This is a genomic window from Roseimicrobium gellanilyticum (assembly GCF_003315205.1).
In the GTDB taxonomy this organism is placed as follows: Bacteria; Verrucomicrobiota; Verrucomicrobiia; order Verrucomicrobiales; family Verrucomicrobiaceae; genus Roseimicrobium; species Roseimicrobium gellanilyticum.
The window spans coordinates 389503-402852 of sequence record NZ_QNRR01000001.1 but is presented as its reverse complement, the minus strand read 5'-3'; the positions used below and the strand labels follow the sequence as shown (position 1 = coordinate 402852).

The following is a 13350-nucleotide window of genomic DNA, read 5'->3' as shown; positions in this document are numbered from 1 at the left end:
CTCTTATACAAGACCCGGGACGCTGGCGCCAGTGCTGGTGCCAAAAGCGTCTGTCTCCACGGACATGCGCTGGAGCATCTGCACGAAGAGGTTGCTGAGGGGGATGTTATTTTTCGCGTCGAATCCAAGGTGCTGCCCGTGCTTGAAGCCGCCGCCGGCAAGCACCATGGGCAGGTTGTGCCAGTCATGGGAATTGGCATTCCCCAGGTTGCTGCCGAAGAGGACCATGGTGCTGTCCAGAAGGGAGCCGCCGCCCTCCTTCTTGGCCTTCAACGAAGTGAGCAGACCATTGAAGGCTCGGAACTCAGCCTCCTCAATGAGACGCAGCTGGCGGATCTTCTCCGGATCCTGGCCGTGGTGTGATAGGTTATGATGGTCAATGGTGACGCCCTGCACCGGCGGCACGTCTCCACGCGCCTGCAGGAGAATGGTGATGAGGCGGGTGCTATCCGTCTGCAGTGCAAGAGGGATGAGCTCAAACAAAAGGGTCATGCGCCCGATGGTATCAGCCTCATTGGTGATGTCCTGCGGCGCGGTGGCATCGACTTTGGGTTTGGGCTTCTGCACCCAGTCTTCCGCCTTGGCGAGGCGCTGCTCCATTTCACGTACGGAGGTGTAGTATTCATCAAGCTTGTCGCGGTCGGCGCTGCCCACGCGGCGCTCGAAGCGCTTCGCCTCCTCCGTCACGGTGTCCATGATGCTGCGCCCCTCGCGGAGCTTGCGCATCTGGTTCTTGATCTGGTCTGGCGTGCCGTCCAGGAAGAGCTTGGCAAAAATTTGCGAGGGCTTGGAGTCCGCCGGAATCATGACGCCGCTGCGGGTGTAGCTCTGGCTCGTGCCTCCCGTGCCGAGCACGAGCGAGGGGTAGCGCGTCTCGTAGCCAATCTTCTCCGCCACGTACTGGTCGAGCGAGATGCTGTTGCGGAAGCCGCCGAGGCCGGGATGGCGCGCAGCGGTGAGCCAGGTCATCTCGGAGGAGTGGCCATCCGCGCCGGACTGTTCCGGGTGGGAGAGACCGGAGAAGACGGTGAAGTCATTCCGATGGTCCTTCAGCTGACTCAAATACGGTGTGAGTTCGTAGTCGCGGCCTGTCTTTGTGGGGATGAGGTCCGGGACATAAATCCCCAGCGAAGCACACACCGTGACCATGCGCTTCGGCGCGGTGGCTGCGGCTCCCGCGGCACTGGCGCGTCCGGGCCACATGGCATCCAGGAAAGGCAAAGCAAGGGAGACACCGGTGCCGCGCAGGAAGGAGCGGCGGGACATGCTGGCGGGGATGCGATTCATGGGAAGGCCGGAAGGAGGGAGTTACTTGCTCTGAAAGGCGGGGCTGGCAACAATCTCGTGCACGAGTGTACGTAAGCCGCTGCCCTGCTGTGCGGTACGGTTTGCGATGTCCTCCACCGTGGCACGGTCAGCAAAGGAGATGCCCGCGCCGCTGGCGTAGGTGAGCAGCTTCCCGGTGAGCGCACGCAGCATCTGGGTCTCCTGCTTGAGTAGGAGTTGCTTGAATTCGACGATGCCGTTGAACTTGCTTCCGTCGGTCAGCTCTCCAGTGGCATCCACGGCGGGGCCCAGCTTGTACGGAGGATACCTTCCCGGCCGCTTGGTGGGAGCTGCGTCGCCCTTCCCCTGGGAGCGATAGCGCTCGCGCCACCCACCGATGACATCGAAGCTCTCCAGAGCGAAGCCGGGCGGATCAATCTTGCTGTGGCAGCCTGCGCAGCTCTCCACATTGCGGTGCAGGGCGAGCAGCTCGCGAATGGTCGTGGCGCCACGTGTATCCGGCTCTACGGAGCCCACCCCGGGTGGAGGTGGAGCGGGCGGCTGGCCGAGGATGCGCTTCAGCACCCATGCGCCACGCATCACGGGGGAGGTCGTGGTACCATTGGCGGTGACCTTCAGCACGCTGGCCTGGGTGAGCACGCCGCCACGGGGGCTGCCCACAGGCAGCGCCACCTTGCGGAATTCCTCACCCTTCACGCCCTCAATTTCGTAGAGCTCAGCCATGCAGCGGTTCAGCATGGCAAACTTCGAGTCGATGAAGTTCGACACGCTCAGATTGTTCTTCAGGATTTCGGCAAAGAACGCCTCCGTCTCCGCCACCATGCCGAGCTGCATGAGCTCATCGAACTCCGGGTAAAGCCGCTTATCCGGCGAGGTGGCCGCGATGCTGCGCAGGTCGAGCCACTGGCCCGCGAAGTTTTGCACGAAGGCCTTCGCCTTCTCGTCCTTGAGCAGGCGCTCTGTCTGGGCGCGCAGCACTTCAGGCTGCGAGAGCTTCTTCTCCGCGGCGAGCTTCATCAGGGTTTCATCTGGCAGGGTGCTCCAGAGGAAGTAGGAGAGGCGCGAGGCCAGCGCGTAGTCGTCGAGCTTCCCAGGCTTCTCTTCAAACAGGAGGAACTGCGGCGCCGTGAGCACGGCACGGAAACCCAGACGCATGGCATCAAGGAAGCTATCGCCGGCATCCATCGCATCGGTCGAGAGCTTCACGAAGCGATCTGCCTCACCCGCTTCCAGCGGACGTCGGAAGGCGCGCGCGGCGAAGTTTTCCAGAAGCTGGCGTGCGGAGGCCTTGGGATCCACCGGGGCAAGTTCGAAGCCGATCTGCCGGTTATTGCGGAAGGTCTTCTTCTTTGGGTCCGTGGGATTGACAGGCGTATCGCCAAAAAGCTTCTTCACGCTGGGCGGCGGCCAGCTCTCCAGGAGTGGGCCTTCTGCTTCCAACCACTGCAAAGCCAGGCCCGGACCCGTGAACTCCTTCACGTTGATGTTGTAAACATTCTTTCCCTTCGCATCCACTCCCGAGTCAGAGGGCTGGATGTTCAGGTGCTCGCCCTCCTTGAGCATCACTGTCATTTCCACCACGCGGGGTTGCTCTGTGATGTCGAAGTATCCCAGCAGGCGCTTCTCACGATAGTTATCCGCGTATACCCGCATCACCACCGGGTGGCCCATGCTCTGATGCACGTACCCTGCCAGGCGCAGCTTGTACATGCCCGTGAAGCGCGGGTTGAACTGGTGAATCTTCGCGGAAGGATAGCCTTCGTTAAAAAACACCACCGCGTCGGGCAGTTCCTTCAGCAGGTGCTTGTGCGCGCTCTTGGGATCGTTCTTGTTCGTGATGGTGCCTTCCGCGATGTCGAGGTGCTTCCGGGTGCCCTGATCATCCTTGAAGAAGTACTGCTTCTTGGTGGACGGTGCCGGAGCGACCTGAAGATTGATGGCCGCCTCGATCGCCGTGTCCGCTGCCTCCAGGTACTTTTCGATTTGCAGGGTGGAGAGCCGCAGCCCCTCCGCCACGGTGTCGAAGCCGTGCATGGGGGTATCTTCGGGAAGGATATCCTTCAAAGGAGTCTGGATGCCGAGCAGGTCCTGCACGGTGCGTTCATACTCGGTGCGGTTGAGCCGTCGCAGGAGGGTGCGTCCTGTCACCTTTTGCCGGGCCATGTTCGCGTTGTGCAACTCGCCCTTGATCGAGGAGAGGAAGGGCGTGAGCTCGGTCGCTTCAGGACGCGGTTTCTTCGCCGGAGGCATCTCGCCTGTCACCACACGATCGAAGATCTTCACCCACTCATCGAAGTTCTCGCGCTTGGCGGGATCCCATTTCAAAGCCGTGAGATCGAGTCCACCTTTCTTCACATCCGCATCATGGCACTCGGCGCAATGTTGATCGACAAAGCTTGTGATATTGGGCGCGGCATCCAGCGACGTCAGAAAAGCAAACGAAGCGGCCAGGGTAGTGGCAGCATATGCCTGGGTGCTGATGGGAATCAGTGAGCGGGAGAGCGTGGGCATTTTTCCGGGCAGAGCAATACAGGGTGGGCAGGCCCCCGATTGCACTGGAGGCGTCATTTTACGAACGGGCGGGAATGGTGCAGCGTTAGGCGGATGTCGCACTTTCTCCTGACCCCCTTTGGCAGCGCTGGTGATGTGAACCCCTTCATCTGGATGGGCCGGCTGCTCCAGTCCCGCGGCCACGAGGTGGAGCTCATCACTGCCCCCATGTTTCGCGAGATGGTGGAGCGAGCCGGGCTGCCCTTCCATCCGCTGGGCAAGGACGAGGAGTTTGAGGCCATTATCCACCACCCCGACCTGTGGAAGCCACTGAAAGGCACCGCATTGGTGCTGGAGTACGGCGCCAAATTCCTCGTCCCCTGTTACGAGATCATCGCCTCACGAGTGCGTCCGGGTGAGACACGACTGGTGTCGCCGTTTCACCTCTTCGCGGCGCGGGTGGCGAGGGAGAAATTCCACGTGCCTCTGGTATCCACCCATCTGCAACCCTCTTGCTTCCTGAGCCTGCATGACACCCCAGTGCTCATCCCGGGCCTGGAGTGGATCACAAAGCTGCCCAAGTGGATGAAGCGGCTGATGTTTTCCCTGCCAAATCCGGCCGACTTCAAGCTCTCTCCGGTGCTCAAAAAGCTGTGCCGCGAGGTCGGGGTCACGCCTCCGCCTCGTCCCCTGCCCCATTGGATGCACTCACCGGATGCGAATCTTGCGCTCTTCCCCTCGTGGTTCTCCGCGGCGCAACCGGACTGGCCGGAGCACACCACGCAGACCGGGTTTCCACTGGAGGATCTGAAGGGTCAATTCGAACTGCCGGCCTCTTTGAGAACGTGGCTCGATGCCGGGGACAAGCCGGTGCTCATGAGTCCCGGCTCTGGCAATGCGCAAGCGCACGACTTCTTCCGCGAGGGGCTGGAGGCCTGCCGTCTCGCCGGCATGCGAGCCCTGATCGGCACCCGGTATCCAGAGCAGTTGCCTTCACCACTACCCGAGTTCGCGCGGCATTTCGACTACCTGCCCTTCGGCGATTTGCTACCGCGGGTGAATGTGCTGATCCACCACGGCGGTATTGGTACGCTCTCACAAGCACTCGCTGCCGGTGTACCACAGCTCCTGATGCCAATGGGCCACGATCAGCCGGACAATGCGATGCGGCTCGCACGACTGGGCGCGGGGGCGAGCTTGCTGCACAGGGATTTCAACGCTGCCAAAGTCGCGGCGATGCTGAAGTTCCTCTCCGAGGATGACCTTGTGGGCGCAGCATGCCGCACCGCCGCCGAAAAATGCCGGGAAGCGCGACCCGCGGAGATCGCACTGGGAGTTCTGGAGAGCGTGACGCGTCGCGGGTGAGCCGCTGACGCACTCGCCTTACTCACGCCATCGGCAGGCTCAGCCAGAAGGTGACCATGTTCTCTTGGGAATTCACCCCGAGGCGTACGTTCATCTGGCGGGCAAGCATCGCCGCGACGGTCAGGCCAAGACCAAGATGATGACTGCTGCGGCTGCTGACGAAAGGCTTGAACACCTCCTGGATCTTGTCCGCCGGAATCGTGGAGCCGGTGTTCGTGATGAGAATGTCCACGCTGCCTTCCTGGGTCGGGGTCACGATGCCGGGGCCACTGATCTGCATGAGCGCACGGCCGCCACCCTTTTGCGCGGCGGAGGCGGCATTGCGCAGGATTTCAAGGACCAGATCCTTGAGCTTGGAAGGATCGGTATCGACGTTTGGCAGTCCGGGAGACACCTCGATATCGAAAGGAACACCAGCCTTGGAGAAGGGCTCGCGCAGGGACATTTCCACCGCACTGAGGTAGTCCGTGAGATTCAGCGTTTGAGGCGTGATCTTCGCACAACCACCAGCGACACGGATGCGCTCGCTCAGGCCTGAGACGGCGAGACTCGCTTCCTTGATGTGCTGCATGTTCTCCTTCGAACCTTCGTCGAGGTCGTCATTCATCAGGATGAGGCTGCTGAAGCCCTGGATGATGGCGAGGAGATTGTTCAGCTTGTGCGTGACGCCCCGAAGGAGCTCCTGATGATAGCCATCCCCCGTTTCAGTGCTTGCGGCGAGCAGGGTGGGATGAGTGAAAACAACTCCGGAAGTAGCGGTAGTGTGCGCAGCCGTCATAATTTCCACGGAGTTTAGTTAAGTGAAGTTAAAAGTCTACACCTATTTGGTGCGTGCTATCATGTTCATGAGAGCTGGAATTACTCTCATTTGCTAGAACTGAATCGATCATCAGCGAACATTTTTTGCCGGGCAAACGATTCAATTCCGTCGTTGCTCAAGGAATCGCTCCCCCAGGCCCGTCCACATCCAGCTCGCGGACGCGCTTGCGGTCGCGCTCAGCCTGCACCGCCGTGCGAAGCAGTTCGCGCACTTCCATCGCATCTTTGATCGCGGGGATATCGACAACGGGGGTAGTCGCATCCGAGGTGACCAGGCGGATATTGCCGAGACCGAAGATGCGCATGAGCAGCGGCATCTCCACACTGTAGTCCTTCACGCGGTAGAGTTCGAGTTCATCGAGGGTGCGGTTCAGGATGCCGGAGGTCTTTCGCAGGCGCTGGGAGGTCAGTTCGTACTTGGTCGTGCGGGTCATCCACCAGCGCCCAATCCACATCAGGAGCGGGATGAGAAGTCCTACCAGCGACAGCCCTGCGGTGAACAAAGCACCCACCGCAGCGGCGATGGCCAGGAGTACGCAGAAGAGGTACCACCAGAAATGGACCCACTGGGAAGAGTGACCTGACCAGAGGACGGTCTCTTGGGTCGCAGGCGGAGTCGGGGACGCATCTTCCACAGGCATAGCTTTGCAGGAGCGGAGTTGGTTGTTGGGTGGAACTAAACGCAGGAAATCCACTGCGCCAGCGGACTTCTGAGAATCTTGGGCCTCGCGCCGGTGGGGACAAAATCGCAACATCTTGGTTGACGGACCTTGCCATCTGCCTACAAATCACACTTATACTGTATACAGCATGTCATCCCTGCCTCCTAACGGTCTCCAAGCCATCCGCCGCTCCACTCTCGCCGAGGAGGTGGCCGCCCAGGTACGTCGCGCCATCATCTCGGGCCAGATCGCCGAAGGCAGCCAGGTGAGTGAGCCCAAGCTCGCAGAGCAGCTTCATGTGAGCCGAGTGCCCGTCCGTGAGGCCCTCGCAGAACTGGAACACGATGGCGTGGTGGTCTTTGATCATCGCGGCCGTTGCCAGGTTCGCCAGTTCACCAAGGCGGACTTCGAGGAAATCCTGTCACTGCGGCTCAACCTGGAATTGATGAGCGTGAAACTCGCTGCAGAAAAGGTGACCTCCCAGGATCTCGCGCTGCTGAAGAGCAATCTCGATGCTCTGGAAGAGGAAAAGGACGTGACGAACATCAGCCGTCTGGACGTCGAGTTCCATGACCTCATCATGCAGGCCGCACGCCATGAACGCCTGCGCGTCTGCTGGCATACGGTGCGGACCCAATTCGAGCTGCTCCTGGCCAAGGCACACCGCTGGCAGGCAGCGAATGACATTCCTGTGAGCGACCACGCCCTGCGCGGGCATCGCCCCATCTTCCGCGCACTCTCTGCAGGTGATCCCGAGAAGGCGGTGCAGCAGATGCAGAAGCATATCCGTGAATGGGCCGAATGGATGCCCGCGGATGAAACCACGGTGGCGTGACCTGCATGCTCATCAACCGCCCGACTTTGTTTTTTAGTACTCGCTTCCTCCGTCATGAAACCCATCGTTCAAATCTCCCTCGACCTCACCAACATCGACGAAGCCCTTGAGACCGCCGCGCTGGCCATGCGCGCTGGCGTGGACTGGCTGGAGGCAGGCACGCCGCTCATCCTTGCGGAAGGACTGCATGGCGTGCGTGCCTTGCGCAAAGCGTTCCCGAACACGCCCATCGTCGCTGACCTCAAGACCATGGATGGCGGCTATTTGGAAGCGGAGATGATGGCCAAGGCCGGCGCCACCCACGTGGTGGTGATGGCACGCGCGCACGCTGAGACCATCAAATGCGTGGTGAATGCCGGTCGTGACTTCGGCGCAAAGGTGATGGGCGACAACATGGTGTGCCCTGACATGGTAGAAGGCGCAAAGTGGCTGGAAGACCTCGGCTGTGACTATGTGATTCACCACATCGGCTATGATGAGCGCCGTGGCATCGCCGCCGCCGGTCATCGCATGCCCAGCCCGCTCGACCAGCTTCGCGAAGTGGTGCAGGCGGTGAAGATTCCCGTGCAGGCCGTCGGTGGACTTACGCTGGAGCAAGCCATCCGCTGCCCTGAGTTCGGCGCCCCGCTCGTGGTGCTGGGCGCTCCGCTCACCATTGATGCGGATGCCTTCAAGACTGCGGATGGTGATCTTGAAAGCTCTCTTCGCCTGATCTGTGAAAAGATCCACGCCTATGGCGATGTAGCTGTGGGCGCAGGCAAGTAAAAAGTAAGTAGTAGATAGTAAGTAGAACTGAAACTGATGTCGTTTGAGAGTTTGATACTCAAGTCTTGAAACTCTCGTTTTTCATTCACCAAGGCGTCGCACTGACTACTGACTACTGACTACTGACTACTGACTACTGACTACTGACTACTGACTACTGACTACTGACTACTGACTACTGACTACTGACTACTGACGCCCGCCACCGCCTTTCCTCGTAATTCCCCTTCCCCCCATGAACTCCGCTGCCGTCGTCAACTTCGCGCCCGAAAAGGGCTCCGTCGAAATCCGTGAAATCCCCAAGCCGGAGATCGGCAGTGAGGATGTGCTGCTCGAAGTCGCCAATGTCGGCGTGTGCGGCAGTGACCTGCACCAGTGGACGGCGGACCACTCCTGGCCGGTGAACTATCCCGTGGTGCTGGGCCATGAGTTCGGCGGACACATTGTGCAGGTGGGCAAGGACGTGCAGGGCTGGAAGGAAGGCGACCGTGTGGTGAGCGAGACCGCCGCCATCATCAGCCAGAACAATCCCATGACACGTCGTGGGCTGTACAATCTGGACCCGACTCGCAAGGGCTTCGGCTACGGCGTGAACGGCGCGATGACCAAGTACGTGCGCGTGCCCTCCCGCATTCTGCACCATGTGCCAGACCAGCTTCCCTTTGAGCAGGCGTGTCTCACGGAACCCTGCTGTGTGGCGTACAATGCCGTGGTGAGGAACGCGCGCATCGAGCCCGGTGACCGCGTGGTGGTGCTGGGACCTGGCACCATCGGCATTCTCTGCGCGGCCATGGCGCGCCTGTGTGGTGCAGAAGTGGCGATTGTGGGTCTGGAGCAGGACGCGCATCGTCTTGAGATCGCGAAAAAGTATGGCTGCCAGGTCATCATCGGTGATGCCAAGCCCTGGGCCATGGAGCGCGACGGCATGGGTGCAGATGGCATTATCGATGCCGCCGGTGCCAGCGTGACATTGCGCATCGCGCTCGATCTCGTGCGTCCCGCCGGATGGATCAGCAAGGTGGGTTGGGGTCCGCAGCCGCTTGGGTTCAACATCGATCCGCTCGTGCAGAAGAACATCACTCTGCAGGGAAGCTTCAGCCATAACTGGCCCATCTGGGAGCGCGTCATCGCGTTGCTCGCCAGCGGCCAGATGGACGTGCGCCCGATCATCGGTGGCGTGTGGCCCATCACGGAGTGGCATGAGGCCTTTGAGAAGATGCACAAGGGCGAAGTGGTGAAGAGCGTGCTGAAGCCGGTGTAACACAACCCCGACACGATGCCATGAACACGCGTCGCACCTTCCTCACCTCTTCCGCGGCTGCCGCTGTAAGCGCCCCTCTCTTGAGTGCGCAGTCGCCTGAAGCAGCCCCAAAGAAGAACCTGCGTGAAATTGAAACCGACGTGCTCGTGTGCGGCGGCGGCTGCGCAGGAACGACGGCGGCTCTGAGTGCGGCACGCGCCGGGGCGAAGACACTGCTCGTGGAGAAGGCTCCCTTTGCCGGTGGCATCATCACGAATGTAGGCTTGCCCTACTTCGACGGCATTTCCAACATCAAGGATTTCCGTGTCGTGGTGAAGGGCATCGCGCTGGAACTGCTCGCGAAGACGGGCGTGTGCAAACCGGACGCCACGCACATCAAGCCGCACAATCCCACGATTCCGAACACCTTTGAGTTCAAGGTGCTCCTGGATCGTGAACTGCAGGCCTGCGGTGAAAAACTGAAGGTGCTCTTCAATTCCGTGGCCTGTGATGCCGAATCTTCCGGTGGCCGCATCACTTCAGTCACCATTGCGAACAAGGATGGCCTGGTGCGCATCCGCCCCAAGGTGGTCATCGACTGCACCGGCGACGCCGATGTGGCCGCCTGGGCTGGTGCTCCCACTGAACAGAGCGCCGAGGTGCAACCACTCACGCTGCATTTCCGCATTGGTCACGTGCAACCCACGAAAGGCATCAGTGCGCTGTGCCGCACTGCTCTAATCAATGCCCAGCAACGCGGGGAACTGCCACACTTTTACGGCCCCGGGGTCGGCTTCACTTATGGCAAGGACGAGGTGTATATCCACGGCGTGCGCGTCCCGGCCAATCCCACGGACGCAGCCGATCTCTCGCGAGCAGAGATGCAGGGACGCGCAGATGCGCTTGCCATGTTCCACGCATGGAAGGCGGAGGTGCCTGCATTCAAAGATTCCTATTTCATCGAATCCTATCCGTGGATTGGTGTGCGCGAGTCGCGACGTCTCATCGGCCAGCACGTGCTCAATGAGGACGACATCATGAAGGGACACTCCTTCGATGACGCCATCGCTACAGGCTGCTGGTACCTGGACCTTCATCCCAACAAGACAACACTGGGCAGCGCGAATGATTTCCAGCCGGAGAAGGTGCAGCCTGCGCCGTACGACATCCCTTATCGATCCCTGCTGCCGCAGAAGATCGAGAACCTTCTCGTTGCTGGCCGCTGCCATTCCGCCACTCGTGGTGCACATGCCTCCACCCGCGTGACCGTCACTGCGATGGCCATGGGCGAGGCAGCCGGATGCGCTGCGGCACTGGCCCTGCAATCGAAGGCCGAAGTGGCCACGCTGAATGGCCAAAAGGTCCGCGAGGCCCTCACCAAGGTGAATGCCGGTCCATTCACCCAGACATGATAGTTTCCATTACACCACACTTCCTCTCTTTCCATGTCATCCCGTCTTCAGGATAAAGTCGTACTCGTCACCGGTAGCTGCACCGGCATCGGCAAGGCCATTGCACAACGCTGCGTGGCCGAAGGCGCCCGCGTCGTCATCCACGGTCTTGAGAAAGACTTGGGCGAAGCGCTCGTCGCGGAACTCGGCAAGGATAGAGCCGTGCTGCACATCGAAGATCTCACAGCAGAAGGCTCCTCAGAGCGTCTGGTACAGCTCGCTGTCTCCACCTTCGGCAAGCTGGATGCCGTGGTGAACAACGCGGCGATGGTCTCCGCCTCGAACATCCACACCACGGACCTCGCCTTCTTCCGCCGCATGCTGGAGGTGAACACGCTTGCTCCCTTCTCCCTCATCAAGGCCGCGCTTCCGGAGCTTCGCAAGGTACGTGGCGCGGTTTTGAACATCGGCTCCGTGAATGCCTGGAGTGGCGAGCCCAATCTCTTCCCCTACAGTGTGTCCAAGGGCGCACTCATGACCCTCACCCGCAATCTCGGCGATACGCTCATGCGCGAAGACGGCGTGCGTGTGAACCAGATCAATCCTGGTTGGGTACTCACAGAAAACGAGGCCCAACGTAAACGCGAACACGGCCTCGCCGATGACTGGTACACCCAGGTACCCAAGGTGTATGCGCCGGCCGGTCGTATCCTGTGGCCTGCAGAGATCGCCGCCGCAGTCGTGTACTGGCTCGCGGACGAAAGCGGTCCCATCAGCGGACAGGTCGTGGATCTGGAACAGCATCCTTTCATCGGCCGCAATCCTCCGAAGGACGCCACCACGATCCCGACACCCGCCAAGTAGTTGTCCCAACTTTCCTCACCTCGTCGCCTCTTCCCGACTCATGCCAAAACTCGCCGCCTTCCCCAAAGCGTTCATGCAGGCTCTCTGCAAGGACGGCACCATGAAAGTCTCTGAATGGATCGCTCTCGCGTCCAAGCTCGATATCGATGGCCTCGAATGGTACGCAGGCCTCCTGGAGATGGCCGATGAATCCAACTGGTCTCGCTTCCGCAAGGAGGTGGAGGATACCGGCAAGTGCATCCCCATGATGTGCTGCTCACCGGACTTCACCCATCCTGATGCCGCCTTCCGTGAGAAGGAGATCGCCAAGCAGAAACGCTGGATCGACATGACCGAGGTCCTCGGCGGCTCCTACTGCCGGGTGCTCAGCGGCCAGCGTCGTCCGGAGCTCAGCATGGACGAAGGCGTGAAGCTCGCCGCCGATTGCATCTACGCATGCCTCCCCTACGCCCAGGAGCGCGGCATCACCCTCATCCTGGAGAATCACTACAAGGATGACTTCTGGGAGTACCCCGAGTTTGCTCAGAAGATGGATGTCTTCTGCAAACTGGTGGACGCCGTGCATCACTCCCACTTCGGGGTGAACTACGACCCCAGCAATACCTACCTCGCTGGCGAGGAACCGCTCGAGCTCCTCTACCGTGTCTCCAAGCGCGTGGTCACCATGCACGCCAGCGATCGCTACCTCATCGAAGGCACGATCGAAGATCTCCGCAAGGAAGAAGGCGGCGCCCTCGGCTACGCCAAGCGCCTGCGCCACGGTGAAATCGGCAAGGGCCTCAACGACTACGATGCCATCTTCACCGAACTCAAGCGTGTCGGCTTCGATGGCTGGATCAGCATCGAAGACGGCGTGGAAGGCATGGACCAACTCGAACGCAGCGTGACCTTCCTGCGCAAGAAGATGGCGCAGTATTGGGGTTAGAAAACGCCCGTCGGTCCGACGTGTTTTTCTTCGGAAGCCATCCCGACTCGCTTGCTAGATCGGTCGGCATGGCTTTCTTGCGCTGTGGACGCGATCGGAAGCTTCGAAACCCATTTTACGCTCAAGGTCGCTGACGCGGGTGAGGTCATCGATTGGGCTCAGAGGCAGGGCATGAAGCTGACCCACATTGTGCTCTTGGGCGGCGAGCACCCTTCCCAGCCCATGATCACGAGGCACAGCTCAGGACGTCTTCAGGTCTCCCGTGCCGAAGCACAGCGCATTGCAACACAACTGCAGTCCATGGGAGCGGAGGTGCTCCGCATCAAGATCGAAATGGATGCCGATAATCCTGCCGCTCCTGCGGATGCGAGCGATGCCATGCTTTGCCCTCCCATTTGCTATTTCGAGCACCACATCAAATTGCTGCTCGCGGCGGGGGAAGAGCACACACTGCTCACCGAAATCGCAAACCGACACGGTGCCCGGGTGTCGCGGAACGCACTAAGGCATCGAGAGGACTCCTTCGAAGAGCGTTTCCTTACCCAGCGACTCTACCGGCAGGGGCGTAATGCAGCCTCGGCGGCCCTTGAGCGCCTGCAGTTCGAGCTAAAAAACGAGTCATTCACCATTCTAGAGACAGAGGCCGAGTACGTGATCTTCGACAGCAATGTGGATCTCGATGCAGGCTGGCTTTCATCCCCTTAATC

The 13350-nt window shown here is 60.4% G+C and carries 12 protein-coding genes; 8 read left to right on the top strand and 4 right to left on the bottom strand.

The features are described from left to right. Window positions 1-3 precede the first annotated feature (3 nt). Together DES53_RS01645 and DES53_RS01640 are read right to left on the bottom strand one after the other, a co-directional pair. Window positions 4-1287, bottom strand: coding sequence for a DUF1552 domain-containing protein (locus DES53_RS01645; protein WP_113956467.1), 1284 nt, complete (start codon window positions 1285-1287; stop codon window positions 4-6). A gap of 21 nt (window positions 1288-1308) precedes the next feature. Then, window positions 1309-3798 carry a DUF1592 domain-containing protein gene (locus tag DES53_RS01640; protein WP_113956466.1) on the bottom strand — a complete coding sequence of 830 codons (2490 nt, stop codon included), beginning with the start codon at window positions 3796-3798 and terminating at the stop codon, window positions 1309-1311. A 93-nt stretch (window positions 3799-3891) separates the two neighbouring features. On the opposite strand from DES53_RS01640, the gene DES53_RS01635 reads away from it, so the two are divergent. Then, window positions 3892-5142: a glycosyltransferase gene (locus DES53_RS01635; protein ID WP_113956465.1), complete on the top strand. Its 1251-nt coding sequence runs from the start codon at window positions 3892-3894 to the stop codon at window positions 5140-5142. A 22-nt stretch (window positions 5143-5164) separates the two neighbouring features. On the opposite strand, the gene DES53_RS01630 is transcribed toward DES53_RS01635, so the two are convergent. Both DES53_RS01630 and DES53_RS01625 read right to left on the bottom strand, forming a co-directional pair. Beyond that, complete coding sequence (locus DES53_RS01630) at window positions 5165-5920, bottom strand: sensor histidine kinase (protein ID WP_113956464.1); 756 nt, start codon at window positions 5918-5920, stop codon at window positions 5165-5167. 157 nt (window positions 5921-6077) lie between these two features. Beyond that, a complete protein-coding gene (locus tag DES53_RS01625) occupies window positions 6078-6602 on the bottom strand; it encodes a PH domain-containing protein (RefSeq protein WP_170156777.1) in 525 nt (174 codons plus the stop codon). A gap of 169 nt (window positions 6603-6771) precedes the next feature. On the opposite strand from DES53_RS01625, the gene DES53_RS01620 reads away from it, so the two are divergent. From DES53_RS01620 to DES53_RS01590, 7 genes are all read left to right on the top strand, one after another. Beyond that, the gene (locus DES53_RS01620; protein ID WP_113956462.1) at window positions 6772-7458 is read left to right on the top strand and encodes a GntR family transcriptional regulator; all 687 of its coding nucleotides are present in this window, start codon (window positions 6772-6774) and stop codon (window positions 7456-7458) included. A 54-nt stretch (window positions 7459-7512) separates the two neighbouring features. Then, window positions 7513-8223 carry an orotidine 5'-phosphate decarboxylase / HUMPS family protein gene (locus DES53_RS01615; RefSeq protein WP_113956461.1) on the top strand — a complete coding sequence of 237 codons (711 nt, stop codon included), beginning with the start codon at window positions 7513-7515 and terminating at the stop codon, window positions 8221-8223. Between the two features lie 235 nt (window positions 8224-8458). Beyond that, window positions 8459-9484 (top strand): zinc-binding dehydrogenase, encoded by a 1026-nt coding sequence (locus tag DES53_RS01610; RefSeq protein ID WP_113956460.1) that lies wholly within the window; start codon window positions 8459-8461, stop codon window positions 9482-9484. Between the two features lie 20 nt (window positions 9485-9504). Continuing rightward, the gene (locus DES53_RS01605) at window positions 9505-10875 is read left to right on the top strand and encodes an FAD-dependent oxidoreductase (protein ID WP_113956459.1); all 1371 of its coding nucleotides are present in this window, start codon (window positions 9505-9507) and stop codon (window positions 10873-10875) included. A gap of 33 nt (window positions 10876-10908) precedes the next feature. Further along, window positions 10909-11718, top strand: a complete 810-nt coding sequence (locus DES53_RS01600; RefSeq protein ID WP_113956458.1) for an SDR family oxidoreductase — start codon at window positions 10909-10911, stop codon at window positions 11716-11718. Between the two features lie 40 nt (window positions 11719-11758). Beyond that, entirely contained in the window at window positions 11759-12643 is an 885-nt protein-coding gene (locus DES53_RS01595) for a sugar phosphate isomerase/epimerase family protein (protein ID WP_113956457.1), read from the top strand. Window positions 12644-12814: 171 nt separating this feature from the next. Further along, window positions 12815-13348, top strand: a complete 534-nt coding sequence (locus tag DES53_RS01590) for a hypothetical protein (protein WP_147263143.1) — start codon at window positions 12815-12817, stop codon at window positions 13346-13348. Window positions 13349-13350: the final 2 nt, after the last annotated feature.